Source organism: Tatumella sp. JGM94, from assembly GCF_018257595.1.
Classification (GTDB): domain Bacteria; phylum Pseudomonadota; class Gammaproteobacteria; order Enterobacterales; family Enterobacteriaceae; genus Tatumella; species Tatumella punctata.
The window spans coordinates 41,479-67,951 of sequence record NZ_JAERJN010000006.1; the positions used below are offsets into that span (position 1 = coordinate 41,479).

The following is a 26,473-nucleotide window of genomic DNA, read 5'->3' on the forward strand; positions in this document are numbered from 1 at the left end:
AGGAGAGCACACATGTTTGATTATGAAGTATTGCGCTTTGTCTGGTGGCTGCTGATCGGGGTTCTGTTTATCGGGTTTGCAGTGACCGATGGTTTCGATATGGGGGTAGGGATGCTCTGCCGGATTATCGGAAAAACAGATACTGAACGCCGGATAATGATTAACAGTATTGCCCCCCATTGGGACGGTAACCAGGTCTGGCTGATTACTGCCGGTGGTGCGCTGTTTGCCGCCTGGCCGACCGTTTATGCGGCCGCCTTTTCCGGATTTTATATTGCGATGATTCTGGTGCTGGCCTCATTGTTCTTCCGGCCGATCGGTTTTGATTATCGTTCAAAACTGGCTGACAGCCGCTGGAGAGGAATGTGGGACTGGGGGATTTTCATCGGCAGCTTTGTTCCGCCGCTGGTAATAGGTGTGGCATTTGGTAACCTGCTGCAGGGTGTTCCTTTCCACATGGATGAGTATCTGCGCCTGTTTTATACGGGTAATTTCTTTATGCTGCTGAATCCGTTTGCCCTGTTAGCCGGCATTGTCAGTCTGACGATGATCCTGACTCAGGGAGCGGCCTATCTGCAGATGCGTACTGCCGGTGAATTGTATCTGCGCAGCCGCAGTATGACGCAGGTTACAGCACTGGTGATGCTGGTATGCTTTGTTGTGGCGGGCATCTGGATTGCTTATGGTATTGATGGCTATGTAGTGAAAAGTGTAATCGATCGTCACGCCGCCTCGGATCCTCTTGGTAAAGATGTTATCCGTGAAAGTGGTGCATGGCTGGTAAACTTTAAACAGTCGCCGGTGTTATGGTTGTTCCCGGTGCTGGGGGCAGTACTGCCGTTGCTGACAATACTCACTACCCGTCTCAACAAAGGCGCCTGGGCATTTGTATTCTCTTCCCTGACCATTGCCTGCGTTATTATGACTGCCGGTATTGCTATGTTCCCGTTCATCATGCCATCGGACACTAACCCTGGTATGAGCCTGACCATGTGGGATGCGACCTCCAGCAAGCTGACTCTGACCACTATGACGTTTGCGGCGATTATCTTTGTGCCTTTGATCCTGGCATATACCGCCTGGTGTTATTACAAAATGTACGGACGGATCACTAAAGATGATATCGACCGTAATACCCATTCACTGTATTAAAAGAGAGGTCAACCATGTGGTATTTTGCCTGGATTCTTGGCACGCTGTTGGCTTGTTCCTTCGGGATCATGACTGCACTGGCATTAGAGAATGGCAGTAAAGATAATCAGGATGAACAGGCCTGATGCAGCGGATGGTCAGCAGGATTTATGACCTGACCGGTAAGGCCCCTTTACGGGGCCTTTCACTGATCGCCGGTTTGCTGGTTGCAGGTTGTGTTCTCTGGGATCCCACCCGTTTTTCACTGTCCTCAAAAACGCTGAGTCTGTGGTGGGGGATATTACTCATCTGGGCGGTGTGTAGCAGTGTGATACACGGCAGTGGTTTTCGTCTCCGTACAATGCTCTGGCAGATAGTGTTTAATCCTCTTTTTGCCTGGATTATTTTATTGTCTGCGATCATTTGCTTCTACAGCGCCTGAATCCGTATTTCCCTCCTTTTTTCTGACGATCAATCCCAATAAATCATTTTCTCCCGCAGGTTATCCTGCGAGAGGAGATGAAATTATTACCGTATATGCAAATTTTTCTGCTGTGACTGTACGCAGAGAGTAAAAAATCTTAAGAGTTTGTCATATTTATCCCCCTCAGAGGCGAGGGGTGTTTCCGCGGAAATAATTATTTTCACAGGTCAGTATTGTCCCATTCCAAAGCCGATTTCAGTTGCGTATAGTATGCTGGTTTAACTTAATACCGGGATACAGGGTGAGTAACTTACTGTTTCGTTGGCCGGTCAGGGTCTATTACGAAGACACTGATGCCGGAGGTGTGGTGTACCACGCCAGCTACATTGCTTTTTATGAACGGGCACGAACCGAAATGTTGCGTCAGTGCGGCTTTACGCAGCAAACGCTGTTAGAGCAGCAGACCGCTTTTGTGGTACGGCGTATGACGGTCGATTACATTGCGGCAGCCCGGCTTGATGACTTACTGCACATTGAGAGTGAAGTCAGCGATATGGGGCGGGCAACCATGACTTTTCGTCAACGCATGCTAAATTCAGAGGGCAGGCTGATTAATGAAGCTGAAGTTCTTATTGCCTGTATCAACACTCATCGTATGAAGCCGATTGCGCTTCCTAAGTCCATTGTCGCGGAGTTCAAGCAGTGACTGATATGAACATCCTTGATTTGTTCCTGAAGGCAAGCCTTCTGGTCAAATTCATTATGTTGATTTTGATTGGTTTTTCCATCGTATCCTGGGCCATCATTATTCAGCGTACCCGTATTTTAAATGCGGCAAACCGTGAAGCCGAAGCCTTCGAAGATAAGTTCTGGTCAGGTGTCGACTTATCCCGTTTATACCAGGAAAGTCAGGGGCGCCGTGAGGAACTGAATGGTTCAGAGCAGATTTTCTACGCAGGATTTAAAGAGTTTGCCCGGCTGCACCGTGCCAATGTACATGCGCCGGAAGCTGTTGTTGAAGGTGCCAGCCGTGCGATGCGTATTTCGATGAACCGTGAACTGGAAAATCTTGAAAACCATATTCCTTTCCTCGGTACGGTGGGATCTATCAGCCCGTATATCGGTCTGTTTGGTACCGTGTGGGGGATTATGCACGCCTTTATCGCTCTGGGTGCAGTGAAGCAGGCGACTTTACAAATGGTTGCGCCCGGCATTGCGGAAGCACTGATTGCGACAGCAATTGGTTTATTTGCGGCAATACCTGCGGTTATGGCTTATAACCGTCTGAACCAGCGGGTGAATAAGCTGGAACAGGGTTACGATAACTTCACCGAAGAGTTTACCGCAATCCTGCATCGCCAGGCATTTACCAGCGAAAGCCCTAAGTAAGCAGAGGTTGACTCATGGCCAGAACGCGTGGTCGCGCTCGTCGTGACCTGAAGTCAGAGATAAATATTGTACCGCTGCTGGATGTATTGCTGGTGTTGTTACTGATTTTTATGGCAACAGCACCGATTATTACCCAGAGTGTCAATGTGGATCTGCCGGATGCTACCGATTCTAAAACAGTGTCTGCTGATGATAACCCACCGGTGATTTTAGAAGTCTCAGGTGTCGGACAATATACTATTGTTGAAGATCATCAACGGTTAGAACAACTGCCGCCGGAACAGATTATCAGTGAGGCGCAGCACTGTCTGGAAGCGAATCCGAAAAGTATATTTTTGATCGGCGGGGCAAAAGATGTGCCTTACGATGAAATAATTAAAGCACTGAATTTACTTCATCAGGCAGGTGTTAAGTCTGTCGGTCTGATGACCAAACCGATTTAATTATCATCTGTTTTTGGGAACCAATAGTGTCGAAGGCAACCGAACAAAACGATAAGTTAAAGCGCTCAATGATGATATCCGTCGCCTTGCATGTTCTGGTGGTCGGGGTGCTTATCCTTAGCTCGTTTGACGAAAATATTGAACCCAGCGGTGGTGGCGGGGGAAGCGACATTGATGCGGTCATGGTAGATCCTGGCGCTGTCGTTGAACAATACAACCGCGATAATGCCCAGCAGTCTCAGCAGCAGGCTGCCGCAAAACAGGCACAGCAACAGTCTGATAAGCAAGCCGATGCTGATGCAGAAGCCAAAGCACAGGCAGATCAGCAGGCGAAAGCCGCTGCAGCAGAAGCCAAAGCACAGGCAGATCAGCAGGCGAAAGCCGCTGCGGCAGAAGCCAAAGCACAGGCAGAACAGCAGGCGAAAGCCGCTGCGGCAGAAGCCAAAGCACAGGCAGATCAGCAGGCGAAAGCTGCTGCGGCAGAAGCTAAAGCACAGGCAGATCAGCAGGCGAAAGCTGCTGCGGCAGAAGCCAAAGCGAAGGCAGTAGCGGAAGCGAAGCAGAAAGCTGAGGCAGAAGCGAAAGCGAAGGCAGCAGCGGAAGCGAAGCAGAAGGCTGAGGCAGAAGCGAAAGCGAAGGCAGTAGCGGAAGCGAAGCAGAAGGCTGAGGCAGAAGCGAAAGCGAAGGCAGTAGCGGAAGCGAAGCAGAAGGCTGAAGCAGAAGCGAAAGCGAAGGCAGCAGCGGAAGCGAAACAGAAAGCAGCGGCAGAAGCGAAAGCCAAAGCCGCCGCGGCAGCCAGACAAAGCAGTGAAGTTGATAATTTACTGGGGGGGCTGGCGTCAGGGAAAAATGCGCCCAAAGCAGGAAAAAATGCAGGGACCTCTGCAGCTGGTCAGGGAACACAGAAGAAATCCGGAGCATCAGGTGCGGCGATTGAAAGTTATATCGGTCAGGTACAGGGTGCTATTCAGAGCAAGTTCTATGACTCTGATAACTATACAGGGCAAACCTGTAATGTCCGGATAAAACTGATGCCAGACGGGACGCTGATTTCTGCGGTGTCGGCGGGAGGCGATACGGCGTTATGCCAGGCGGCGATTACGGCGGCTAAACTGGCACGTATTCCGAAACCACCAAGTCAGGATGTCTGGCAGGCGGTAAAAGATGCAACACTGGTATTTAAGCCTTAACTGTGTCGCGGAATAAAAGAACGACTATGCTGTCAAAGATAGTCGTTCTTTTATCAGACAATTTATCGGAATTTATACGAATTATCATGAACACTGAGTTCAGATAAGGGAGAAAAGATGAAGCATGCATTTCGTATAACCTTGGGTCTTTTTTTATTGTTATGGACCGTAGTCTCACAGGCTGAAGTACGCATCGAAATCACCCAGGGGGTCAATACGGCTCGTCCGATAGGCGTAGTTCCTTTTCAGTGGGTGGGAACAGGTGCAGCGCCAGAGGACATCGGTGGTATCGTGGCAGCTGATTTACGCAACAGTGGAAAGTTCAATCCATTAGATCGTAGTCGCCTGCCTCAGCAACCGACAACTGCACAAGAGGTTCAGCCTGCAGCATGGTCTGCGTTGGGGATTGATGCTGTTGTGGTCGGTCAGGTTCAGGGGAATGCAGATGGCAGCTATCAGGTATCGTATCAGCTGGTGGATACCGCCGGGGCTCCGGGCACCGTACTTTCTCAGAACTCGTACAAAGTGACCAAACAATGGTTGCGTTATGCGGCCCATACTGCCAGTGACGAAGTATTTCAGAAACTGACAGGTATCAAAGGAGCATTCCGTACCCGTATCGCTTATATCGTTCAGACCAATGGTGGCCAGTATCCATGGGAACTGCGTGTTGCCGATTATGATGGCTACAACCAGTTTGTCGTGCATCGTTCACCGCAACCATTAATGTCCCCGGCATGGTCACCGGATGGCAGTAAACTGGCCTATGTTACGTTTGAAACCGGCCGTTCTGCACTGGTGGTCCAGACCCTGGCGAACAGTGCGATACGTACTATCGCTGATTTCCCACGACACAATGGTGCACCGGCCTTTTCTCCGGACGGGACCAAACTGGCATTTGCTTTATCCAAGACCGGCAGCCTGAATCTTTATCTGATGGATCTGGCGTCGGGGCAGATTCGCCAGCTGACAAATGCGCGATATAACAGTACAGAACCGACATGGTTCCCGGACAGCCAGTCTCTGGCGTATACTTCGGATCAGGCGGGACGTCCGCAAATTTATAAAATCGGTATTAATGGTGGTACACCACAACGTATTACCTGGCAAGGCAACCAGAACCAGGATGCGGATGTGGCCCCGAATGGGAAATTTATGGTGATGATCAGTACCGCAAACGGTGCTCAGCACGTCACTAAACAGGATCTGGAAACGGGAGCCGTTCAAACATTAACGGACACGTACCTGGATGAGACGCCAAGTCTTGCACCTAACGGCACAATGGTTATCTATAGCTCTACTCAGGGTTACGGGTCCGTCTTGCAGTTGGTTTCGACCGACGGGCGTTTCAAAGCGCGTCTTCCGGCGACTGACGGACAGGTGTCATCACCTGCCTGGTCTCCGTATCTGTGATGCATGTGTAAATATGTATGGCAAACTATAATAGGATTTTGAAATGCAACTGAATAAACTGCTGAAAGGGTTAATGCTTGCTCTGCCTGTTCTGGCTGTAGCAGCTTGTAGCTCACATAAAAATGATAATGATAGCGGTGCAACTACCGGTGCAGACAGTGCATACGGTAATGGCGCTAATAGCGGCAATATGTCTTCTGATGAGCAGGCACGTCTGCAAATGCAGCAGCTGCAGCAGAACAATATTGTTTACTTCGGTCTGGATAAGTATGACATCCTGCCTGACTACGCTCAGATGCTGGATCAGCATGCTAACTTCCTGCGCAGCAACCCTTCATACAAAGTGACTATCGAAGGTCATGCGGATGAACGTGGTACACCGGAATACAATATTGCACTGGGTGAACGTCGTGCTAATGCAGTGAAAATGTATCTGCAAGGTAAAGGCGTCGCCGAAGATCAAATGTCTATCGTATCTTACGGTAAAGAAAAACCTGCAGTACTGGGTCATGACGAAGCCGCCTGGGCTAAAAACCGTCGTGCCGTACTGGTTTACTAAGAGAAGAATATGATTAGTAACTTCAGACTTCATACCCTGAGTCTGTCGTTACTGATTGCTGTAGCGGCCGTTCCGGCCGCTCATGCTCAGGCGTCAATCAGTAGCGTTGGCTCTGGCTCGGTAGATGACCGGGTCACCACCCTTGAACGTATTTCGAATGCACAGGCACAGTTACTGCAACAACTGCAACAGCAACTCAGTGACACCCAGAATGATATTGACTCATTGCGTGGTCAGATTCAGCAAAACACCTATCAGCTTAGCCAGGTTACTGAGCAGCAAAAGCAGCTTTATCAGCAAATTGATGCGCTGAGTAGTAATAATTCTGCGTCTGCAACGGCTGCCGCGGCAACCAATGGGGCTGCCAGTACCGCTAACACACCGGCGACAGAAGCCGCGTCAGGTACCCAGTCAGGTGATGCAAACAGCGAGTATAATGCAGCTGTTGATTTGATCCTGAAGCAGAAAAAGTTTGATCAGGCGATCACTGCAATGCAGGCGTGGGTGAAAAAATATCCGGATTCTACTTATCAGCCTAATGCAAATTACTGGCTGGGCCAGCTTTACTACAATAAAGGTCAGCTTGATGATTCTGCCTATTATTTTGCGACCGTAGTAAAAAATTATCCTAAATCACCAAAAGCACCTGAGGCATTATTTAAAGTGGGTGTGGTTATGCAGGATAAAAAAGATACTGATAAAGCCAGGGCTGTTTTCCAGCAAGTGGTAAAACTTTATCCCGCAACAGCATCTGCCAAAGCTGCACAAAAAAAGCTGGCGGAAGGCTAATTACCGATGATTTGACCAGAAATCGTTTCATTTCTGGTCTTACAGGCTGAAAGGTAAGCAGTCAGTTAGTTTTTTTTAAATAAGAGTTGCGCTACCCAGTTAAATCAGTAATATATGCCGCCGTTGCCGGGTGATAAACAAATTGCATTCGGCAATGGTAAAAGAGGGGTCGTTAGCTCAGTTGGTAGAGCAGTTGACTTTTAATCAATTGGTCGCAGGTTCGAATCCTGCACGACCCACCATTCATTAAGAATGCTATCGCAAAAAATTCCCGTCAGGGTCGTTAGCTCAGTTGGTAGAGCAGTTGACTTTTAATCAATTGGTCGCAGGTTCGAATCCTGCACGACCCACCAGTTTCCAGAGAAAAGCATCCGTAAGGGTGCTTTTTTCGTTTCAGCTCTCTGATTATCCCGCCGCGGATGAAAGCCTGCCGCAGGGTCAGGTTATCCTCTGAGCCCTTTGCCTGGCCGCCCGCTGTACTTACTGGCGGTTTTCGGCGATCAATAAAAAATACCCCTATGTCCGAAAAACGGCAATAAGTTTGCTGTTCCGTGGCATAATCGATGCACCCTCTGTATCTCCGGAAATGATAAGCATGTACTTCTATAAATTATTACCGACGCAGGTCGGGGAGCTGACATTAATCGCCGGTGAGCAGGGACTGGCTGCGGTTGCCTGGGAAAATGAGCCCCCGGCGCGTATCAGGGCCAGACCGGAGCTGTTATCTGAGGAACATCCGGTGCTGTTACAGGCGGCAGAACAGTTAACGGAATATTTTGCCGGTGACAGGAAATGCTTTGATTTACCTTTACAGCCAGAAGGGACCTTGTTCCAGCGGCAGGTCTGGCAGGCACTGGCAGAAATTCCCTACGGTGAAACCCGCAGTTATCGGGATATCGCTGCCCGTATCGGCAGGCCAAAAGCCGTTCGGGCGGTAGGCGGGGCGAATGGCAGAAATCCGTTATCAATCATTATCCCCTGCCACCGGGTGATTGGTGCTGATGGCAGCCTGACCGGTTTTGCCGGCGGAACAACGGTAAAACAACAATTACTGCAACTGGAAGCCAGCGGTTTACGGTAATTGTCCTGAAAATCCGGCGCTACGGGGCTGCTTCCCCGGCCGCCGGTAACCGATTAATGGTGGTGTGAATGCCGCTGGTGACGATTACCAGCCGCCGCAGGGTTGTCATGGGGATGTTCTTCGTGGCTGAGCCTGCATTCAGTCTGCGGGCACAGCTGGTATTCAAGCTGTACTGTGGCATGGGATATGGAATAATGCTCATTCAGCCAGAGATGAATACGTTGCAGTAACTGATCCTGCTGATAGTCAGAAATTATCTGCACATGCAGGGTCAGCACTTTCTTTTCACCAACCTGCCAGCAATGGATATGGTGCACATTGCGTACTCCGGCAATCTGTAAGGTAAGCTGACGGGCCAGTTTATCCGTATCAACGTCTGCGGGAGTACGTTCCAGCAATTCACGTACACTTTCGCGTAACAGCCTGCAGGCACTGTTCAGAACCGGTAAACACACCACTACTGACAGAATCGGGTCAAAAGGTGTCCAGCCGGTCCGGATGATCAGCAAGGCAGCAATAATCGCCCCCGCGGATCCCAGCAAATCTCCCAGCACATGCAGTGCCGCAGCCCGCACATTCATATTCTGCTCGCCGTTCCCCTGCCGCAGCAAAAAGAAGCACAGAATATTCGCCAGTAGCCCGGCGATAGCGATCCCCAGCATCAGGCCGCCAGCTACCGGTTGCGGCGAAAAGACGCGGGCTATTGCCTCAGCGACGATAAAAACAATAATCAGCAGTAAAGCCAGTGCATTGACGAACGCGGATAACGTGGTGAGCCGCAGCATTCCGAAACTGTAGTTACGGTCGGTTTGACGGCCTGAAAAATGTGTTGCCAGTAATGCCAGAAGTAATGCAGCGGCATCTGTCAGCATATGGCCGGCATCTGCAAGCAGCGCCAGCGAACCCGACATCCAGCCGCCGATAACTTCAGCCAGCATAAAAATAACCGTCACAATAAAAGCTGCCAGTAAACGTGAGCGATTGACACTGGCAGTGTTGTGGTTGTGCGAGTGAGTCATAAAGTGATGTTAATCCTGAAAGGCTGTTCCGGTAATACTGAACAGCATTGTATAAAAAACTGTTAAATCGTGCCTGTTCAGTATGGCATAAGCCCGGAACAGGGGAGAATATATTGTATATATTTCAGCAGGTAAAAATTCACAGCTGCCACCGGATATTCACAGCAGCCACACTTATTTCTCTCTGCCGCACGGATAAAGCCGATTTACTCCGATGGCGCGGCAGGCTAGAGTAAAGGCCATGATTTCGACTCACTTCTAATGGAACCACTATGAACTATCAGAACGACGACGTAAGGATCAGGGATATCAAAGAACTGTTACCTCCGGTGGCACTGTTGGAGGCGTTCCCGGCCAGCGAGGAAGCGGCTGCAACAGTATTTCGTTGCCGTGAGGCGATCCAAAAAATTTTACAGGGACAGGACGATCGTCTGTTAGTAGTGATTGGTCCATGCTCTATCCATGATCCACAGGCCGCGCTGGACTATGCCGGGCGACTGCTTAAGCTTCGTCAGCAACTGGGCGATGATCTGGAAATTGTGATGCGGGTTTATTTCGAAAAGCCCCGCACCACCGTCGGCTGGAAAGGTCTGATTAATGATCCCGGTATGGATGGCAGTTTCCGGATCAATGACGGGCTGAAAATTGCCCGGCAACTATTACGGGATATTAACCACAGCGGGCTGCCGGCAGCCGGAGAGTTCCTGGATATGATCACCCCCCAGTATCTGGCTGACTTGATGAGTTGGGGCGCTATCGGGGCCCGTACCACCGAATCTCAGGTGCACCGTGAGCTGGCTTCAGGCCTTTCCTGTCCGGTAGGTTTTAAAAATGGCACTGATGGCACCATTAAAGTGGCAATTGATGCGATTAATGCCGCAGCAGCAGGACACTGTTTCCTGTCGGTGACTAAATATGGCCATTCCGCGATTGTCGAAACCCGCGGGAATCAGGATTGTCATATCATTCTGCGCGGCGGAAAAGTCCCTAACTACAGTGCTGAAGATGTTGAATCCGTTCGTCAGGGACTGACCGGTGCCGGGCTTAAGCCACAGATTATGATTGATTTCAGCCATGCCAATAGCCTTAAACAATTCCGCCGTCAGCTTGACGTGGCTGCGGATGTTGCCGGGCAGATTGCTGGCGGGGACCGGGACATTATCGGAGCGATGATAGAAAGTAATCTGGAAGAGGGTAATCAGAACCCGGAAGCAGGACAGCCACTGGTTTATGGTAAAAGTGTCACCGATGCCTGCATCGGCTGGGAAGCAACGGAACAGGTATTACATCAGCTGGCCACAGCGGTACGTGCCAGACGAGCGCTGTGATGCACGGATAAAAAAACGGCCGGTGAAAGTCTTCACCGGCCGCGGATTACAGGCAGATATCCCCGTAACGGATTATTTGGCTTTACCCTGGTTAGCTACCGCAGCAGCTTTAGCCGCGACTTCATCAGCATTTCCCAGATAGTAACGTTTCAGTGGTTTAAAGTTTTCATCAAACTCGTAAACCAGTGGCACGCCGGTAGGGATATTCAGTTCGAGAATTTCATCTTCGGACAGGTCATCCAGGTATTTGATCAGTGCACGCAAGGAATTACCGTGTGCAGCGATAATAACTTTTTCACCGGTCTTAATACGTGGCAGGATAGACTGCTGCCAGAACGGGATAACACGCTCAATAGTCAGGGCCAGACTTTCGGTGGTTGGTAATTGCTCTGCAGTTAATGATGCATAACGAGGGTCATGACCGGGGAAACGCTCATCACTGCGATCCAGTTCCGGCGGAGTGACCGCAAAACCACGACGCCATTGTTTAACCTGTTCGTCACCGTATTTTTCAGCCGTTTCTGCTTTGTTCAGGCCCTGCAGAGCACCGTAATGACGTTCATTCAGACGCCAGGACTTCTCAACAGGCAGCCATGCCTGGTCCAGTTCATCCAGCACGCTCCACAGGGTATGGATGGCACGTTTCAGTACCGACGTGTAGGCAAAGTCAAAATTAAAGCCTTCATCTTTCAGTAACTTTCCTGCGGCTTTTGCTTCTCCGCGGCCTTTCTCGGACAAGTCAACATCGTACCAGCCGGTAAAGCGGTTTTCCTGATTCCACTGGCTTTCGCCGTGACGTACCAGAACAAGCTTGGTTACTGCCATCGCTTAACTCCTTAATGCTCGAAAAGTTCTATGATAATGGAAACTATGCCAATGCCGGAGTCTTCATCCGGGCAGGATACAGGTTAACATAGCTGAAAACTGCAGCCTGCGTAAGTCCGGCGAAGACTCTCTGCAGGATATTTCACCGCAAATCAGACAGCATTAAACCGGTAACAGGTTTGTGTGTGCATTTTTTCACCTGCTGCCAGCCAGCAATCTGGCTGAGGCCATTCCGGATGATTGGGTGAGTCCGGCAGAAAACCGGTTTCTAAAGCAATCCCCTGATAATTTTCATAGACTCCCTGTCGCGCCGGAGTACCGGCTAAAAAATTCCCTGTATAAAGTTGTAACGCCGGTGCATCGGTAAACACGGACATCCGGAGTTTGCCATCGGCTGACCATAAACGGGCGGCTGGCTGAGAGTTACCGCTCAGGGTGTTCAGCAAAAATGCATGATCATAACCGGACGTTTTTTTCTGGTCAGCATCGGTCAGAAAATCATCGGCAACTGATTTTGCCTGGCGGAAATCAAATCCGCTACCGGCGACTGGCTGTAAATCTCCGTCAGGAATACCCTCAGCAGTTACCGGTAAATAACGATCAGCGTTTATTTGTAACCGATGCTGACGTGCATCACCTTGATTCGCATCAAGGTTAAAATAAGCATGATTAGTTAATGCTACCGGACAGGGCTGATCCGTTTCAGCCTGGTAACTGATGACCAGACTATTATCCTCTTTAAGCTGATAGCGGACTTCCGCCGTCAGGTTACCGGGAAAACCCTGATCCCCATCCGGGGAATTCAGGCGATAGATAACTTCATCGGGTGTCTGGCTGACGATCAGCCAGCGGCGGCAGCTAAAGCCCTGCGGCCCGCCATGCAGTTGATGCGGGGGCTGGTTAGCCTGCAGCTGACATCCGCTGCGTGTCAGCAACGCCTGACTAATCCGGTTAGCATAACGGCCGATACAGGCACCGAGATAGGCAGACTGGTTCAGATAGTCGGCCGGGGTGGCACACCCCAGCACCGCTTCCCGCACTGAGCCATCTTCCAGCGGTACTCTGGCGGAGAGCCAGGTCGCTCCCCAGTCCATAAAAGTGACATCCATACCGTTGGCATTACGTAACACGGTCATCCGCCAGGGCTGACCATCCGGTGCTATTGACTGGTTGCTGTGTGACATATTCCTGCCCCCTGTGATGCATGGCAAACATAAAAGGTTTCTTTAATACCCGTCTGCGGCTGGTATTGTTCAGAAACGGCCTGACGGACATCTTCAACCAATCCTACAGGGATAAGTGCCACAATGCAGCCACCAAATCCGCCCCCGGTCATGCGGACGCCTCCCCGCTCACCAATGACTGATTTCACAATATCTACCAGCAGATCAATCTGCGGTACCGTAATGTCAAAGTCATCGCGCATGGAAGCATGGGATTCAGCCATCAGATGTCCGATAGCCACTAAATCGCCACGACTCAGGGCATCGGCAGCATCAGTCGTTCGCTGATTCTCGGTCAGAATATGGCGGACGCGTCTGGCCACCAGCGGATCAATATCAGTGACCATCGCACTGAACTCTGACAGTGAGACATCCCGCAAAGAGGGCTTATTAAACAGCCGGGCGCCAGTATCACACTGCTCTCTGCGGGTATTGTATTCACTGCCGACCAGTGAACGTTTAAAATTGGAGTTAATAATCACCACCGCGGCATTGTGTGGCATCGGCACTGGCCGGGTTTCCAGTGACCGGCAATCCAGCAGCAGCGCATGGTCTTTTTCACCCAGTGCTGAGATCATCTGATCCATAATACCGCAGTTACAACCGACAAACTGGTTCTCTGCCTGCTGGCCGATCAGTGCCAGCGTAGCCGGGTCAAGGTCCAGCTGCCAAAGTTGCTGGATCATCGTCCCGACAGCGACCTCCAGAGAAGCAGAAGAACTCAGACCGGCACCCTGCGGCACATTACCGCTAATCACTAAATCCATGCCGCCAAAAGCAGGATTACGCTGATGTAAGTGTTTAACGACACCACGAACATAGTTGGCCCACAACGGGGATCGGACACTGAGTACCGGCTCATCCAGGGAAAACTGGTCACTGGCATTGTCATAGTCATAGTCAGCGGCAATTACCCTGATCAGATTATCATCGCGTTTCGCACAACTGATGACCGTCTGGTAATCAATCGCACAAGGTAAAACAAAGCCCTGGTTATAATCAGTATGTTCGCCGATAAGGTTGACCCGTCCCGGGGCCTGAAAACTATGGGTGGCGGGATAACCGAAAAGGTCATTAAACAGGGTCCGGTTCTGTTGCTGTAGTAGCATGTCAGCGCGCCTCATTGAAGTGGATATCACTTACGGCGCGCATTTTCTCTGCGGCCTGTTCGGGGGTTAAATCACGTTGTGTTTCTGCCAGCATTTCATAGCCCACCATAAATTTACGCACAGTAGCCGAACGTAATAATGGCGGGTAAAAATGCGCATGCAGCTGCCAGTGCAGATTCGATTCCCCGTTAAAAGGTGCACCGTGCCAGCCCATTGAGTAGGGGAAAGAACAATGGAACAGGTTGTCATAACGGCTGGTCAGTTTCTTCAGTATCACCGCCAGATCCTGACTTTGTTCACTGTTCAGTTCGCTGAGGCGTAACACCGGGGATTTAGGCAACAGCAGGGTTTCAAACGGCCAGGCCGCCCACCAGGGGATGACCGCAATCCAGTGGCTGGTCTCGGCAACGGTCCGCTGACCGTCGGCCATTTCTCTGTTGGCATAATCAAGCAGCATCGGGGTTCCGTGCTGCTGATAATACTGCCGCTGATTTTTGTCTTCACGCAGGGCCTCATTAGGTAAAAAATTGTTAGCCCAGATTTGTCCGTGGGGATGAGGATTAGAACAGCCCATAGCTGCCCCTTTGTTTTCGAAGACCTGAACCCAGGGATATTCTTTACCCAGGACTTCAGTTTGTTCCTGCCAGACAGTCACAATCTGCAGCAAGGCACTGACGGATAACTCCGGCAGGGTTTTACTGTGATCCGGAGAAAAACAGATCACCCGGCTGGTACCGCGGGCCGCTTCATAACGCATTAACGGGTCGTCGTTTTCGGGTGCCGGCGGTGTATCGGTCATCAGCGCGGCAAAGTCGTTGGTAAATACCCAGCAACCGGTGTAATCGGGGTTTTTATCCCCGGTAATGCGCAGGTTACCGGCACAAAGAAAACAGTCCGGATCATGCGCGGGCAGTGCAGGTAATGCCGGGGTTTCCTGCGCACCCTGCCAGGGACGTTTGGCGCGGTGCGGAGAGACTAAAACCCATTGGTCAGTGAGCGGATTATAACGTCGATGCGGATGATCGACCGGATTAAATACGGACATAATATTATCCTGAGTATCATGAGTCAGGTAAGGCGAAATGCCCTGACGTTAACATAGAGAAACTATCAATATTGTGATCAGTGTGGATGAATGGAAACGTTTACACAATAGGGAAATAGCGGAAAGCAGCAGATTTATATGTGGCGATTCAGCCAGCCAGTAGCCCTGTAAAACAGGGCAGAGAGGAGCTGTCCCGCCCTGTGTGGTATAAGATCAGTGCGGAGGAAGGGGGGATTGCTGATAAGTGTAACCCCCGGATCCATCAGGGACAAAACTCAGACGGTGGGTAATACATTCAGGTGCATCTTCGGCATGGTGGGAGACAAATAATAACTGGGTATGCCCCTCGCGGATCAGAATGGTCACAAACTGGCGGATCAGTTGCCGGTTGATGGCATCCAGCCCCTGTAACGGCTCATCCAGGATGAGTATTCGCGGGTGTTTCACCAGTGCACGGACAATCAGCACCAGCCGCTGTTGTCCCCAGGACAGGCTATGGAACGGCGCATTGGCCAGTGTATTATCCATCCCCAGTAGCGCCAGCCACTCGCTGGCCAGCTGATTCTGACGATCAGATACGGACTGATACAGGCCGACTGAATCGAAAAATCCGGATAAAATGACGGTACGCACCGTTGCGCTGACACGGTATTCAAGGTGCAGACTACTGCTGACATAACCAATATGTTGCTTAATATCCCAGATTGTTTCACCACTGCCACGGCGGATACCAAACAGGGTCAGGTCATTACTGTATCCCTGAGGATGGTCTCCGGTAATCAGACTGAGCAGAGTGGATTTTCCGGCACCATTAGGCCCGGTGATTTGCCAGTGCTGGCCCGGTTCTACTTGCCAGTTCAGCCCGTTAATAATCAGTTTATCGTCCCATGAGACTTTACCATTACGTAAAATCACCGGTGACTGATCTGCCGGACAGCGTCGCTGTGTGGCCGGATCATCTGTAGCGGGTAATTCCAGGGTGGTGATTTTCTCGCTGTGGGCCAGTTGCATGATCAGTGCCTGTTGCAGAATGTCCTTGCGTGGCCCGCTATGGCTGAGTGTGCCTTCGGCCAGTACCCCGACATGATCGATAAACTCAGGAATATCTTCAAAGCGATTCAGTACCAGTACCAGTGAGGTGCCTTGCTGATGCAGCGCTTGTAACTGGCGGGTGAGGATTTGCCTGGATTCCACATCCAGGCCATCAAAAGGCTCGTCGAGTACTAATAAATCCGGCGCTGACATCAGCGTTTTGCAGAGTAATGCTTTACGTGTTTCACCGGTGGAAAGAAATTTAAACGGTCTGTCCAGCAGGTGGCGGATAGCAAACTGCTGACTCAGTTGCCGGCAACGTGCTTCATCATCCACCTCATCCATAATAATATCGCGGGTTAAGCGTCCGTTTTCACACTCATCTTCGCTGTACAGGTCCGTATTACTGCGTTGCCACTCTTTGGCGGTCAGCTGCGACAGCTGTTCCAGTGACAGACGTACAGCACGTTCAAATTGCTGACAAAACTGACCTTCAGCAACAGGCAGTTCTCCGGTGACTGCTTTAGCAAGTGACGATTTCCCGCTGCCATTCGTGCCGACAAATGCCCAGCTCTCACCGGCCTGCAGCATTAACTGTTCAATATACAGCGCCCGGTGTTTCCCCTGGCGGAACGTGCCTTGCGATATTTGCAATGATGTCATGTTTTATTCCGTTTTATGCATTGTTTTACCTTGTTGTAACTTCCGGGTAAAAACTTGTCAAACATAAGCGGAATGACAGTGATGGCCGGTGATAATTAACTGAGGCAGGCCAGCAATGCATTTTCCGGCCTGAAACTGACCTGCACCTGCTGACCGGTATAAAAATCATGGGCAGATGAGGGTAATGTAGCGCAAAGTGCTTCACCGTTATCCAGCTGCATTAAGACCTCATCACCTTCGGTACCGGAAGTAATATTACTGACTGTGGCTGAGAACCGGTTTCCTTCGGTGACCGGGCCGGTATGTATCTGTAGCCATGAGGCTTTAATCAGAACCAGTACTTCTTTATCTATCACCAGTTGCAGACGATGACTGCTGTCACGGGTAACAGATACTTCGATGCAGGTTTGCCGGTCACTGAGTAAGACACTGACAATATCAATCGGCCCTGCATGGCGGATTGCGCTAACGGTACCAAATAACTGGTTACGGGCGCTGGTCTGTAATGAAGAACGGGCAATAGCAGCCAGCAGGCTGTTCAGCGGTAAGGTTTCTTTCTGTAAATTATTAAATATCTTCTGCTGTATTTGCTCCAGCAACTGATACAACTGGAGTAATCGCAGGCCGTGGGCGGTCAGCCGGGCGCCACCGCCGCCTTTCCCCCCGGCATTACTTATTACCACCGGAACGTCAGCCAGAGCATTCATTTCATTAATGGCATCCCAGGCCGTTTTGTAGCTGATTCCGGTCAGTTTAGCCCCGTGGCTGATAGAACCCGTTTGCCGGACAGCGTCCAGTAATGTTATCCGGCGCGGGTCAGCAAACAGCGTATTACTGAGGTGGAGAGTTAAAGAAATATCAGCCTGCATAATCGTTCCTCTGTTCAGGGGGGATCGGCAGCCGCCAGGCAGAAGCAGGTACCGGCGCATACCGGACTTCAGGTAAGAAAACGTAAAAGCACAAAAAGCAATGGGCTTTACGCAGTACTCCCCGTAAAATATCCTTTTTGTGAACAGACTGAGGTTGATATGCTCGAACTGCTCGAAAGCCTGTTGATGGCCATTATAATGGTACCTTTGGTAATGGCAATTATGCTGGGTTTGATTTACGGACTGGGAGAACTATTCAATCTTATTTCCGGGACCCGGGGTAAGGATGATCAGACATCCGGCCAGAGTACCCATCCGTAACGGCTTCTGTGACCTGCCCGGCGAGGCAGGTCATTTTTTATTCAGAGAACTTTCTGATAAATAGTCTCAGCAATCGATGGCCGGTTATTATCGCCTGTTACCCAGCCTGCACGGTCTTTAATTTGCTGATCGGCATTCCCCATCGCAACCCCCAGTCCGGCGTGTTCCAGCATACTTAAATCGTTGTAATTGTCACCGAAGGCAATGACATCCTGCATAGATAAGTTGCGGGTTGCCAGCCATTCTGCCAGCCGCTTACCTTTACTGTTCCCCTGACGTGAAATATCCACCTGATCTGCCCAGGACCACTCGCAGGTAACCTGTGCTTCATCGGCGATACGTAACGCGAAATCCCGTAACTGAGGGAGATTGTCGTGAGACAGGGCAAATTTCCACAATTTATCTGACCGTCGGGCTGCGCTGGTCAGGTCATCAACCCGGGTGAAGAGCGGACGCTGTGCTGCCGGCAGGCTTTCGCCCCAGGCGCTGGTACGGATAACATGCGGAGTAGGGTGCTGGTATAGCATCGCATCGTCAGCATATAACAGGCCTTTAATACCGTCTTCCTCCAGCCGCTGAATGACCAGTTCAGCCTGGGCGACAGACATCGGGTCATTATCCAGTACACGTTTCTTTTGATAATCATACAGATAGGTACCATTACAACAGATTGCAGGTGCAGTTAACTGCAGAGCCTGATAAAACGGATGGATCGCACTGTGGTGTCGTCCGGTGACAATCACCACTTCGGCCCCCGCCTGGCGGGCTTGTGACAGAGCATCAATCGACTCGGGTAATATCGTTTTTTCAGACGTCAGCAGGGTGCCGTCCAGATCAAGAGCAATAACACGATAACGCATAAGATCTTTTACCTGAAGGTGGAGTGGTGCCTGCAGTCTATCCTGATTCCCTGGCAGCCACCAAAAAACCCCGCATGAATAAATCATTTTTTGCGGCGGTATATTGCGATACAGTGGAGCAAATCCCGAAAAATCACCGATTCCAGGTAAGGAGAATACATGCAACAAGTTGTTTATATCGCCAGTCCCGAAAGTCAGCAAATTCATGTCTGGCAGCTCTCTGAGACCGGGGCGCTGACGTTATTACAGGTGATTGATGTTGATGGACAGGTACAGCCGATGGTCGTCAATCCGCATAAACCGGTGTTGTACGCCGGTGTGCGCCCTGATTTTCGTGTGATTGCATTTTCTATTGCTGCCGATGGCAGCTTAACCCGCGCAGGGGAAGCTGCATTGCCGGGCAGTCCGACACATTTATCGACTGACCATCAGGGGACGGCTCTGTTCAGTGGTTTCTATCATGACGGGCTGGTTACGGTCACACCGCTGGATGCTCAGGGTCTGCCGCAGCCTGTCAGTCAGGTCATTGAAGGGCTGGATGGCTGCCATTCCACCAATCTCAGCAGTGATGATCTGCTGTTTACTCCGGCACTGAAACAGGACCGGGTATGTGCTTTTCGCTGGAACAGTAACGGCACCTTAAGCGAACCGGCCTGTGGTCAGGTGGATACCCGGCCGGGTGCCGGACCACGTCATATGGTGTTTCATCCCGCCGGACAGTATGCCTATCTGGTCAATGAGCTGGACAGTACGGTGAGTGTGTTACAACTGAACACCCACGGTGCTGAGACGATTCAGACACTGGATATGATGGCAGATGATTTTACCGGTACCCGCTGGGCGGCGGATATTCATCTGACTCCGGAAGGGCGTTTCTTGTATGCCTGTGATCGTACCAGCAGCACTATCACAGTCTTCTCGGTCAGTGACAGTGGTGATCATCTGACAGTACGCGATATCTGCCCGACAGAGATACAGCCGCGCGGATTCAATATTGATAAACAGGGGAAATTCCTGATCGCTGCCGGACAGAAGTCTCACCATATCGGGGTCTATACTATCGGTGCACAGGACGGCTTATTGACAGAAACAGGACGTTATGCGGTAGGCCAGGGGCCTATGTGGGTAACAGTCCACCAGCTTAGCCCGCAGAAATAAACGGGCACCGGCAGAGACTCTGTCTGAGGGGCTCTGCCGGCAGCGGTCAGTTAAAAGTGACCGTCAGGCTGGCACTGGCCAGTGAATGGAAGTGCACATTAAAACCAACCATTGCCCCGCTGGCATGACTGTCGACCTCAATCAGATCACTATCCAGAGCATGCACGGTAAACACATAGCGATGTTTCTCACCCTGCGGAGGTGCAGCGCCGCCATAGACAGAAGAACCAAAATCGGTCCGGGTCTGTAACGCTCCTGTAGGTAATGGGGCGATGCCTGAACCTGCGCCCTGTTCTATTTCTGAATTCCCGGCGGGAATATTGACCACCACCCAGTGCCACCAGCCACTGCCGGTCGGTGCATCAGGGTCAAAACAGGTAATCACAAAACTCCGGGTCGCTGCAGGGGCATCTTCCCAGTATAACTGGGGTGACAGATTCCCGCCCTGATAGCCCATACCATTAAACACATGGCGTTGCGGCATGGTCTGCCCGTCAGTTAAATCCTTACTGAATAAACGCATCTTATCTCTCCGTTCTGTAAAGTAGCCTGCCGGACCAGACTACCATACAGTCATCGGGTCCGGCGCTGTTCTGTCAGTCCGGCATGGCGAATAAATTGTCCTGTCTGACCGCAAGACTGATGGCCGTGGTTAACCGGGATAACTCTTCGGGGCGGATAATATAAGGCGGCATCAGATAAATCAGCCGGCCGAACGGGCGGATCCAGACGCCCTGACTGACAAAAAATTGCTGTATTTCGGCCATCCTGACCGGGTGATGGCACTCGATCACCCCGATAGCGCCTAATACCCGCACATCCGCGACCCGGGGGCAGTCTTTGAGGGGCTGAAGCTGCTCAGTTAACAGCTGTTCAATCTCTTTCACCTGCCGTTGCCAGTGTCCTTCTGCCAGTATGCTGAGGCTTTCACAGGCCACCGCACAGGCTAACGGATTCCCCATAAAGGTGGGGCCATGCATAAAACAACCGGCAGGGCTGTTGCTGATTTTTTCCGCAACCGCACTGGTTGCGAGGGTGGCCGACAGGGTCATCGTTCCCCCGGTTAATCCTTTTCCAAGGCACATGATATCCGGGGAAATTTCTGCGTGCTGACAGGCAAATAACCGTCCTGTCCGGCCGAAACCGGTAGCGATTTCATCGGCGATCAGCAGTACGCCAAATTGATCGCATAACTGTCTGACACGCCGCAGATAGTTCGGGTGATAGAAGCGCATACCTCCGGCTCCCTGAACAATGGGCTCGAGGATCACCGCTGCCAGTTGCTGATGATGTGCAGCCAGCATTTGCTGCATTTCGGCAATGTCCTCTTCCTGCCAGGGGTGATCGAAACCGGTGGCCGGGGCGGCGACAAACATATGTTCGGGCAGATAGCCTTTCCATAAAGCATGCATCGAGTTTTCAGGATCGCAGACTGACATCGCTGCAAAAGTGTCCCCGTGATAACCCTGACGGATGGTAAGGAATTTCCGGCGCGGGCGGGTATCGCCGCTGTAATACTGAATGGCCATTTTCATCGCAACTTCAACCGCCACAGATCCTGAATCGGCGAGAAAGACCTTATCTAATCCTTCCGGGCTCATATCCACCAGTTTGCGGCATAAGCTGACTGCTGCAGGGTGGGTAATACCGCCAAACATCACATGTGACATATGGCTGATTTGTCTGACCATTGCCTGGTTAAGCCGCGGGTGGTTATAGCCATGAATAGCAGCCCACCAGGAAGACATGCCCTCTGTCAGTTGTGTTCCGTCAGCCAGAGTCAGGGTACAGCGGTCGGCGGTGACCACCGGATAACAGGGCAAAGGATCGATCATTGAGGTGTAGGGATGCCAGATATGCTGGCGGTCGAACGCAAGGTCGTCGGCAGTTAACATAAACTTGTAAACCAAATTAAAAAGATTTAGTTTACAAGTATACGTATAAAAACTGTCTTTGTTAATTACCCGGAGCATGTCATGTCACAACGCTGGACCCTTTCTCAGGCCGAAGCTTTGTTTGAGAAACCGTTACTGGAACTGCTTTTTGAAGCACAGCAAGTGCATCGCCGTCATTTCGATCCGCAAAAAGTCCAGGTCAGTACCTTATTATCGATTAAAACCGGCGCCTGCCCGGAAGATTGTAAGTATTGTCCGCAAAGTGCCCGTTATAAAACCGGCCTCGAGTCAGAGCGCTTAATGGAAGTTGAAGAAGTTCTGGCTTCAGCACGCAAGGCCCGCCAGGCCGGATCAGGCCGTTTTTGCATGGGCGCGGCATGGAAAAATCCCCATGACAGGGATATGCCTTACCTGGAGAAAATGATTGCCGGTGTTAAAGAAATGGGGATGGAAACCTGTATGACGCTCGGCACCCTGTCAGCGCAACAGGCTGAACGACTGGCCAGTGCCGGACTGGATTTTTATAACCATAATCTCGACACTTCCCCCGAATTTTACGGCAGTATCGTGACAACCCGTACTTATCAGGAACGGCTGGATACTCTTGGTGCGGTCAGGGATGCGGGCATGAAAGTCTGTTCCGGAGGAATTGTCGGTCTGGGCGAAACGGTTACCGATCGTGCCGGACTGCTGGTTCAGCTGGCCAATCTGCCGGTTCCTCCGGAGAGTGTTCCGATCAATATGCTGGTGAAGGTCAAAGGTACGCCACTGGCAGATAACGAAGATGTCTGTCCGTTTGATTTTATCCGGACGATAGCTGTGGCCAGGATAATGATGCCTGCCTCTTACGTCCGTCTATCCGCCGGGCGTGAACAGATGAATGAACAGACCCAGGCGATGTGTTTTATGGCCGGAGCTAACTCTATTTTCTATGGCTGCAAGCTGCTGACCACACCAAACCCTGAAGAAGATAATGACCTGCGTCTGTTCCGTAAACTGGGGCTTAACCCCGAACAGACTTATACGGAACAGGGCGATCGTGGCCGTGAGCAGCAATTACATCAGGTATTACAGGAGAGTGATACGGCGTTGTTCTATAACGCGGCGGTACAATGAGCTGGCAGCAAAAAATCACCGGAGCACTGCGGTTACAGCGTGAGTCCGGGTTGTGGCGTCAGATGCAGCCGGTTACTCCCGCGGCAAATGCAACACTGTCGGCAGAAGGCCGGCAGTATCACCATTTCTCTTCCAATGATTATCTGGGACTGAGCCGGCACCCGCGGATTATTGATGCCTGGCAGCAGGGGCTTAACCGCTGGGGAGCCGGTGCCGGTGCCTCCGGCCATGTGACGGGCTATACCCCGGCACACCGGGAGCTGGAAGAGGCCCTGGCGCAGCGGCTGGGGTTTTCCCGGGCATTGCTGTTCGGTTCCGGATTCGCGGCCAACCAGGCCTTAGTTTTTGCTCTGGCCGGTAAACAGGATCGGTTGCTGGCCGATAAACTGATGCACGCATCATTACTCGAAGCAGCGGCCCTGAGTCCGGCGACGTTATGCCGTTTTCAGCATAACAGCCCGCAGAGCCTGCAACGGTTACTTTCCCGTACCTGTGACGGCGAAACCCTGATTATTACCGAAGGGGTGTTCAGTATGGACGGTGACCGTGCGCCATTGAGGGAGCTCCGTCAGCAGGCAGATGCCTCAGGCAGCTGGCTGGTGGTCGATGATGCGCACGGTATCGGGGTCTGCGGGCCACAGGGCAGGGGCAGTTGCCAGCAACAGGGGATTACGCCTGATATTCTGGTGGTCACCTTCGGTAAGGCATTCGGTGTTGCCGGAGCCGCCATACTCTGCTCTGCAGACGTGGCCGACTATTTGTGTCAGTCGGCAAAACACCTGATTTACAGCACGGCGATGCCTCCGGCACAGGCGGTGGCTATTCATGCGTCATTACACCTGATCGACGTTGCTGATCAACGCAGAGAAAAATTACAGCACAACATCCGTTTATTCCGTCAACAGATGACAGGTCTGCGCTGGTCACTGCTCCCCTCAGAGACAGCGATCCAGCCATTGATGATCGGAGAAAATCAGTCAGCCGTCGATCTGGCCGCAGCACTGCGTCAGCGTGGGTTTTGGATCAATGCGATCCGTCCGCCAACGGTACCTGCCGGCGCAGCAAGGCTGCGTATCACCCTTTCGGCAGCCCATGATCCGCAGCAGATTGAACAACTGGCGGAGCACTTATATGCATTGCAATCCTGAACAGACCGCAGGGCCGGGTGTTGATAAATCAGCAATAGGTAAAGCTTTTGGCCGTGCGGCAGCAACTTATGATGATTATGCAGCGCTGCAGCGTATTACCGGTGACCGTTTACGGGAAATAGCCGGCATGCCGGCAGCAGGCGACTTACTGGATGCGGGCTGCGGCAGTGGCTGGTATAGCCGTTGTTTCAGCGCCGCGGGGTATCGGGTCACGGCACTGGATATTTCGACAGAGATGCTTCGTTATGCCCGTCAGCAACAGAGTGCCGCAGATTATCTACAGGCTGATCTGGACGCGTTACCTTTTCGCGCCGGTAGCTTTGATGTTATCTGGAGCAATCTGGCCCTGCAATGGAGCAACCAGCTGCGGCAGGCAGTATATCAGCTGCGTTCTGCTCTGAGACCGGCAGGTCAGCTGCGATTTTCCACAGTTGCGGCAGGGTCATTACCGGAAGTGGATCAGGCGTGGCAGTCCGTAGACGGTACTGCACATACTAACTCGTTCCTCACAGTGCAGCAGATTACGCAGGCCGTCTGCGGGTATGGTATCAGGCTGATCCATGAGCCCGTAACCCTGCACTTTCCGTCTGCTCGTGCGGCGCTCTGGTCACTGAAAGGGGTGGGGGCCGGTCATCTGCACCAGCGGACGAAGAGTCTGCCCCTTACCCGTCAGCGGCTGGCGCTGCTTGATGCGGGCTGGCCTAAAGAGACAGAAGGCTACCGATTAAGTTATCAGATAGTGTATGGAGTGACAGAATGAATCATCGCTGGTTTATCACCGGAACAGATACAGAAGCCGGAAAAACGGTGGCGACAACCGCATTGTTGCAGGCGGCGGCAACGCAGGGCTGGCGCGCGGCGGGTTATAAGCCGGTAGCCTCCGGCTCGGAAATGACACCGCAGGGATTACGTAACAGCGATGGGCTGTTACTGCAACAAAACAGTTTACCTGGTCTGGATTATCATGAAGTTAATCCGCTGGTCTTTGCTGAGGCCACATCGCCGCATATTGTCAGTGCGGCACAACGACAGCCGATTAGCGCGCAGGCGATGTCAGCAGGGCTGCGTCATCTGGAAACGAAAGCCGACTGGATTGGCGTAGAAGGGGCTGGCGGATGGTTTACACCACTGGCAGACGATTTTTTGTTTTCTGACTGGGTGGTTGCAGAACAATTGCCGGTAGTGCTGGTGGTAGGAATGAAACTGGGCTGTATTAATCATGCGCTTCTGAGTGCTGCCGCAATCCGGGCTGCCGGCCTGACGCTTTCCGGCTGGATAGCTAACTGTGTACAGCCACCTCAGGAGCGTCATCAGCCATATATGGAAACCCTGATTCAGCGACTGCCGGCACCACTGCTCGGCGAAATCCCGCAACTGACCAGCAGACAGCAACTGTCCTGCTGCGGACAATATGTTGATTTACCCGCTGCCGTCAGTTCACGCTGAGCCATTTATTGATCATGCCTTCATCCAGCTGAGTAACACGGCCGTTAGCGACGCTGCGGCCGCAATGCAGCAGTAGAAAATAGTCGGCCACACTGCGGATAAAGGAAACCCGCTGTTCCAGCAACAGGATGGTCATCCCGAACTCATGATTCAGGCAGCGTAGCAGGTTACCCATATCTTCTTCCAGCCAGCAGGACATTCCTCCGGTCGGTTCATCCAGAATCAGTAATTTGGGTTCCAGTACCAGCGCCCGGGCCAGTGCCAATTGTTGCTGCTGATCGATAGTTAAATCACCACTGCGCTGATGACGCAGGTCATACAGATGCGGGAAAAGATCAAAGATTATTTGCGGGATTGCGTAAGGCGGGCTGCTTTTTGCGGCCTTTAAGGCGATCATCAGGTTATCTTCAACACTCATCTGAGAAAAGATATGCCGCCCCTGGGGAACGTAACCGATTCCCATACCTGCCCGTTGTTCTGACGGTTGTTGCTGAAGGTCGCGTGGCGGAGCATTACGTTCCTGCCAGGTAATGGTACCGCTATTGATCGGCAAATATCCCATAATACAATTGACCAGCGTCGTTTTTCCCATCCCCGGCTGGCCCAGCACAGCAGTGCATGAGCCGGGCATCAGGTCCATGTCGACATCCCGGAGAATATGATTCGGACCATAAAACTGATTGATTGCACGTAAACTCAGCATCTGTTGCACTCCTCTGTATAGGTTACGCCTGGCGGCCCGCAGACTGCCCGGCGACGCTTATGCCGTCTCTCCCCGGACGACAGCACCCTCTGAATAAAGCAATTATCAGGCCACAATGATGTAGCCTGAGAAAAACCGGTTATATCGGGTCTGTCAGGGCCAGTTATGCACAGCCAGTGGCTATCGGCAGGCGCTGTTGCACTTTACCGGTGCCGGGCGGAATGCTTTAGGGTGCATCCTGACCGCTAAAAAGGCAGAAAATCTGAGGAGAGGTACTTGACCGTAGTGAAAAAT

General features: G+C 51.6%; 29 protein-coding genes and 2 tRNA genes. 20 read left to right on the forward strand and 11 right to left on the reverse strand.

All coding sequences use genetic code 11. From position 1 onward, the window contains the following. Positions 1 to 12: 12 nt before the first annotated feature. The 13 genes from cydB to JK216_RS06030 all read left to right on the forward strand — a co-directional run bounded on the left by cydB (position 13) and on the right by JK216_RS06030 (position 8,419). Positions 13 to 1,152, forward strand: a complete 1,140-nt coding sequence (gene cydB, locus JK216_RS05970) for a cytochrome d ubiquinol oxidase subunit II (RefSeq protein ID WP_212706788.1) — start codon at positions 13 to 15, stop codon at positions 1,150 to 1,152. Between the two features lie 14 nt (positions 1,153 to 1,166). Further along, complete coding sequence (gene cydX, locus JK216_RS05975; RefSeq protein ID WP_212706787.1) at positions 1,167 to 1,277, forward strand: cytochrome bd-I oxidase subunit CydX; 111 nt, start codon at positions 1,167 to 1,169, stop codon at positions 1,275 to 1,277. 8 nt (positions 1,278 to 1,285) lie between these two features. Further along, the gene (ybgE, locus tag JK216_RS05980; protein WP_249213367.1) at positions 1,286 to 1,573 is read left to right on the forward strand and encodes a cyd operon protein YbgE; all 288 of its coding nucleotides are present in this window, start codon (positions 1,286 to 1,288) and stop codon (positions 1,571 to 1,573) included. A gap of 283 nt (positions 1,574 to 1,856) precedes the next feature. Continuing rightward, entirely contained in the window at positions 1,857 to 2,261 is a 405-nt protein-coding gene (ybgC, locus tag JK216_RS05985) for a tol-pal system-associated acyl-CoA thioesterase (protein WP_212706785.1), read from the forward strand. Continuing rightward, complete coding sequence (gene tolQ, locus JK216_RS05990; protein WP_212706784.1) at positions 2,258 to 2,944, forward strand: Tol-Pal system protein TolQ; 687 nt, start codon at positions 2,258 to 2,260, stop codon at positions 2,942 to 2,944. Before ybgC ends, tolQ begins: the two co-directional genes overlap by 4 nt. Positions 2,945 to 2,958: 14 nt before the next feature. Continuing rightward, a complete protein-coding gene (tolR, locus tag JK216_RS05995; protein WP_212711102.1) occupies positions 2,959 to 3,387 on the forward strand; it encodes a colicin uptake protein TolR in 429 nt (142 codons plus the stop codon). A gap of 26 nt (positions 3,388 to 3,413) precedes the next feature. Beyond that, entirely contained in the window at positions 3,414 to 4,577 is a 1,164-nt protein-coding gene (gene tolA, locus JK216_RS06000; protein WP_212715374.1) for a cell envelope integrity protein TolA, read from the forward strand. 117 nt (positions 4,578 to 4,694) lie between these two features. After that, positions 4,695 to 5,990: a Tol-Pal system beta propeller repeat protein TolB gene (tolB, locus tag JK216_RS06005; RefSeq protein ID WP_212706781.1), complete on the forward strand. Its 1,296-nt coding sequence runs from the start codon at positions 4,695 to 4,697 to the stop codon at positions 5,988 to 5,990. 43 nt (positions 5,991 to 6,033) lie between these two features. Next, positions 6,034 to 6,549, forward strand: coding sequence for a peptidoglycan-associated lipoprotein Pal (gene pal, locus JK216_RS06010; protein WP_212706780.1), 516 nt, complete (start codon positions 6,034 to 6,036; stop codon positions 6,547 to 6,549). Positions 6,550 to 6,558: 9 nt separating this feature from the next. Further along, the gene (gene cpoB / locus JK216_RS06015; RefSeq protein WP_212706779.1) at positions 6,559 to 7,338 is read left to right on the forward strand and encodes a cell division protein CpoB; all 780 of its coding nucleotides are present in this window, start codon (positions 6,559 to 6,561) and stop codon (positions 7,336 to 7,338) included. Between the two features lie 166 nt (positions 7,339 to 7,504). Next, a tRNA-Lys gene (locus tag JK216_RS06020) sits at positions 7,505 to 7,580 on the forward strand. Between the two features lie 35 nt (positions 7,581 to 7,615). Beyond that, positions 7,616 to 7,691, forward strand: a tRNA-Lys gene (locus JK216_RS06025). Positions 7,692 to 7,933: 242 nt separating this feature from the next. After that, positions 7,934 to 8,419: a methylated-DNA--[protein]-cysteine S-methyltransferase gene (locus JK216_RS06030; RefSeq protein ID WP_212706778.1), complete on the forward strand. Its 486-nt coding sequence runs from the start codon at positions 7,934 to 7,936 to the stop codon at positions 8,417 to 8,419. Between the two features lie 53 nt (positions 8,420 to 8,472). Here JK216_RS06030 and zitB read toward each other — a convergent pair whose 3' ends face one another. Further along, the gene (gene zitB / locus JK216_RS06035; RefSeq protein ID WP_212706777.1) at positions 8,473 to 9,438 is read right to left on the reverse strand and encodes a CDF family zinc transporter ZitB; all 966 of its coding nucleotides are present in this window, start codon (positions 9,436 to 9,438) and stop codon (positions 8,473 to 8,475) included. A gap of 272 nt (positions 9,439 to 9,710) precedes the next feature. Between zitB and aroG the strand changes: the two genes are divergently transcribed. Continuing rightward, a complete protein-coding gene (gene aroG, locus JK216_RS06040) occupies positions 9,711 to 10,766 on the forward strand; it encodes a 3-deoxy-7-phosphoheptulonate synthase AroG (RefSeq protein ID WP_212706776.1) in 1,056 nt (351 codons plus the stop codon). Positions 10,767 to 10,838: 72 nt separating this feature from the next. On the opposite strand, the gene gpmA is transcribed toward aroG, so the two are convergent. The 6 genes from gpmA to JK216_RS06070 form a co-directional block, all read right to left on the reverse strand. Then, complete coding sequence (gene gpmA, locus JK216_RS06045) at positions 10,839 to 11,591, reverse strand: 2,3-diphosphoglycerate-dependent phosphoglycerate mutase (protein WP_212706775.1); 753 nt, start codon at positions 11,589 to 11,591, stop codon at positions 10,839 to 10,841. A 152-nt stretch (positions 11,592 to 11,743) separates the two neighbouring features. Further along, positions 11,744 to 12,775, reverse strand: a complete 1,032-nt coding sequence (galM, locus tag JK216_RS06050) for a galactose-1-epimerase (protein ID WP_212706774.1) — start codon at positions 12,773 to 12,775, stop codon at positions 11,744 to 11,746. Next, positions 12,751 to 13,923 carry a galactokinase gene (galK, locus tag JK216_RS06055; RefSeq protein ID WP_212711104.1) on the reverse strand — a complete coding sequence of 391 codons (1,173 nt, stop codon included), beginning with the start codon at positions 13,921 to 13,923 and terminating at the stop codon, positions 12,751 to 12,753. Before galK ends, galM begins: the two co-directional genes overlap by 25 nt. A 1-nt stretch (position 13,924) precedes the next feature. After that, a complete protein-coding gene (galT, locus tag JK216_RS06060; RefSeq protein WP_212711105.1) occupies positions 13,925 to 14,968 on the reverse strand; it encodes a galactose-1-phosphate uridylyltransferase in 1,044 nt (347 codons plus the stop codon). Positions 14,969 to 15,181: 213 nt separating this feature from the next. After that, the gene (modF, locus tag JK216_RS06065) at positions 15,182 to 16,663 is read right to left on the reverse strand and encodes a molybdate ABC transporter ATP-binding protein ModF (RefSeq protein ID WP_212711106.1); all 1,482 of its coding nucleotides are present in this window, start codon (positions 16,661 to 16,663) and stop codon (positions 15,182 to 15,184) included. A 95-nt stretch (positions 16,664 to 16,758) separates the two neighbouring features. Then, positions 16,759 to 17,532 (reverse strand): TOBE domain-containing protein, encoded by a 774-nt coding sequence (locus JK216_RS06070; RefSeq protein ID WP_212706770.1) that lies wholly within the window; start codon positions 17,530 to 17,532, stop codon positions 16,759 to 16,761. A gap of 159 nt (positions 17,533 to 17,691) precedes the next feature. On the opposite strand from JK216_RS06070, the gene JK216_RS06075 reads away from it, so the two are divergent. After that, positions 17,692 to 17,853: an AcrZ family multidrug efflux pump-associated protein gene (locus JK216_RS06075; protein ID WP_212706769.1), complete on the forward strand. Its 162-nt coding sequence runs from the start codon at positions 17,692 to 17,694 to the stop codon at positions 17,851 to 17,853. Between the two features lie 41 nt (positions 17,854 to 17,894). Here the strand turns inward: JK216_RS06075 and JK216_RS06080 are convergent, their stop codons facing one another. Beyond that, entirely contained in the window at positions 17,895 to 18,713 is an 819-nt protein-coding gene (locus JK216_RS06080; RefSeq protein WP_212711107.1) for a pyridoxal phosphatase, read from the reverse strand. Positions 18,714 to 18,872: 159 nt separating this feature from the next. Here JK216_RS06080 and pgl point away from each other — a divergent pair, with 159 nt between their 5' ends. Then, positions 18,873 to 19,871 (forward strand): 6-phosphogluconolactonase, encoded by a 999-nt coding sequence (gene pgl, locus JK216_RS06085; protein ID WP_212711108.1) that lies wholly within the window; start codon positions 18,873 to 18,875, stop codon positions 19,869 to 19,871. A gap of 46 nt (positions 19,872 to 19,917) precedes the next feature. Here the strand turns inward: pgl and JK216_RS06090 are convergent, their stop codons facing one another. Both JK216_RS06090 and bioA read right to left on the reverse strand, forming a co-directional pair. Further along, entirely contained in the window at positions 19,918 to 20,394 is a 477-nt protein-coding gene (locus tag JK216_RS06090) for a kinase inhibitor (RefSeq protein ID WP_212711109.1), read from the reverse strand. A gap of 73 nt (positions 20,395 to 20,467) precedes the next feature. Then, positions 20,468 to 21,766, reverse strand: a complete 1,299-nt coding sequence (gene bioA / locus JK216_RS06095) for an adenosylmethionine--8-amino-7-oxononanoate transaminase (RefSeq protein WP_212709900.1) — start codon at positions 21,764 to 21,766, stop codon at positions 20,468 to 20,470. A gap of 81 nt (positions 21,767 to 21,847) precedes the next feature. Here bioA and bioB point away from each other — a divergent pair, with 81 nt between their 5' ends. The 4 genes from bioB to bioD are packed head-to-tail and all read left to right on the forward strand — an operon-like array spanning position 21,848 to position 25,476. Beyond that, a complete protein-coding gene (gene bioB / locus JK216_RS06100) occupies positions 21,848 to 22,882 on the forward strand; it encodes a biotin synthase BioB (RefSeq protein ID WP_212706764.1) in 1,035 nt (344 codons plus the stop codon). Further along, on the forward strand, positions 22,879 to 24,030 hold the full coding sequence (gene bioF / locus JK216_RS06105) for an 8-amino-7-oxononanoate synthase (RefSeq protein ID WP_212706763.1): 1,152 nt from the start codon (positions 22,879 to 22,881) through the stop codon (positions 24,028 to 24,030). The genes bioB and bioF overlap by 4 nt, the downstream gene beginning before the upstream one ends. Continuing rightward, positions 24,014 to 24,790 carry a malonyl-ACP O-methyltransferase BioC gene (gene bioC / locus JK216_RS06110; RefSeq protein ID WP_212706762.1) on the forward strand — a complete coding sequence of 259 codons (777 nt, stop codon included), beginning with the start codon at positions 24,014 to 24,016 and terminating at the stop codon, positions 24,788 to 24,790. The genes bioF and bioC overlap by 17 nt, the downstream gene beginning before the upstream one ends. Continuing rightward, positions 24,787 to 25,476 (forward strand): dethiobiotin synthase, encoded by a 690-nt coding sequence (bioD, locus tag JK216_RS06115; protein WP_212709901.1) that lies wholly within the window; start codon positions 24,787 to 24,789, stop codon positions 25,474 to 25,476. The genes bioC and bioD overlap by 4 nt, the downstream gene beginning before the upstream one ends. Here bioD and JK216_RS06120 read toward each other — a convergent pair. Further along, on the reverse strand, positions 25,463 to 26,179 hold the full coding sequence (locus tag JK216_RS06120; protein ID WP_212706760.1) for an ATP-binding cassette domain-containing protein: 717 nt from the start codon (positions 26,177 to 26,179) through the stop codon (positions 25,463 to 25,465). The genes bioD and JK216_RS06120 overlap by 14 nt on opposite strands. Positions 26,180 to 26,473 lie beyond the last annotated feature (294 nt).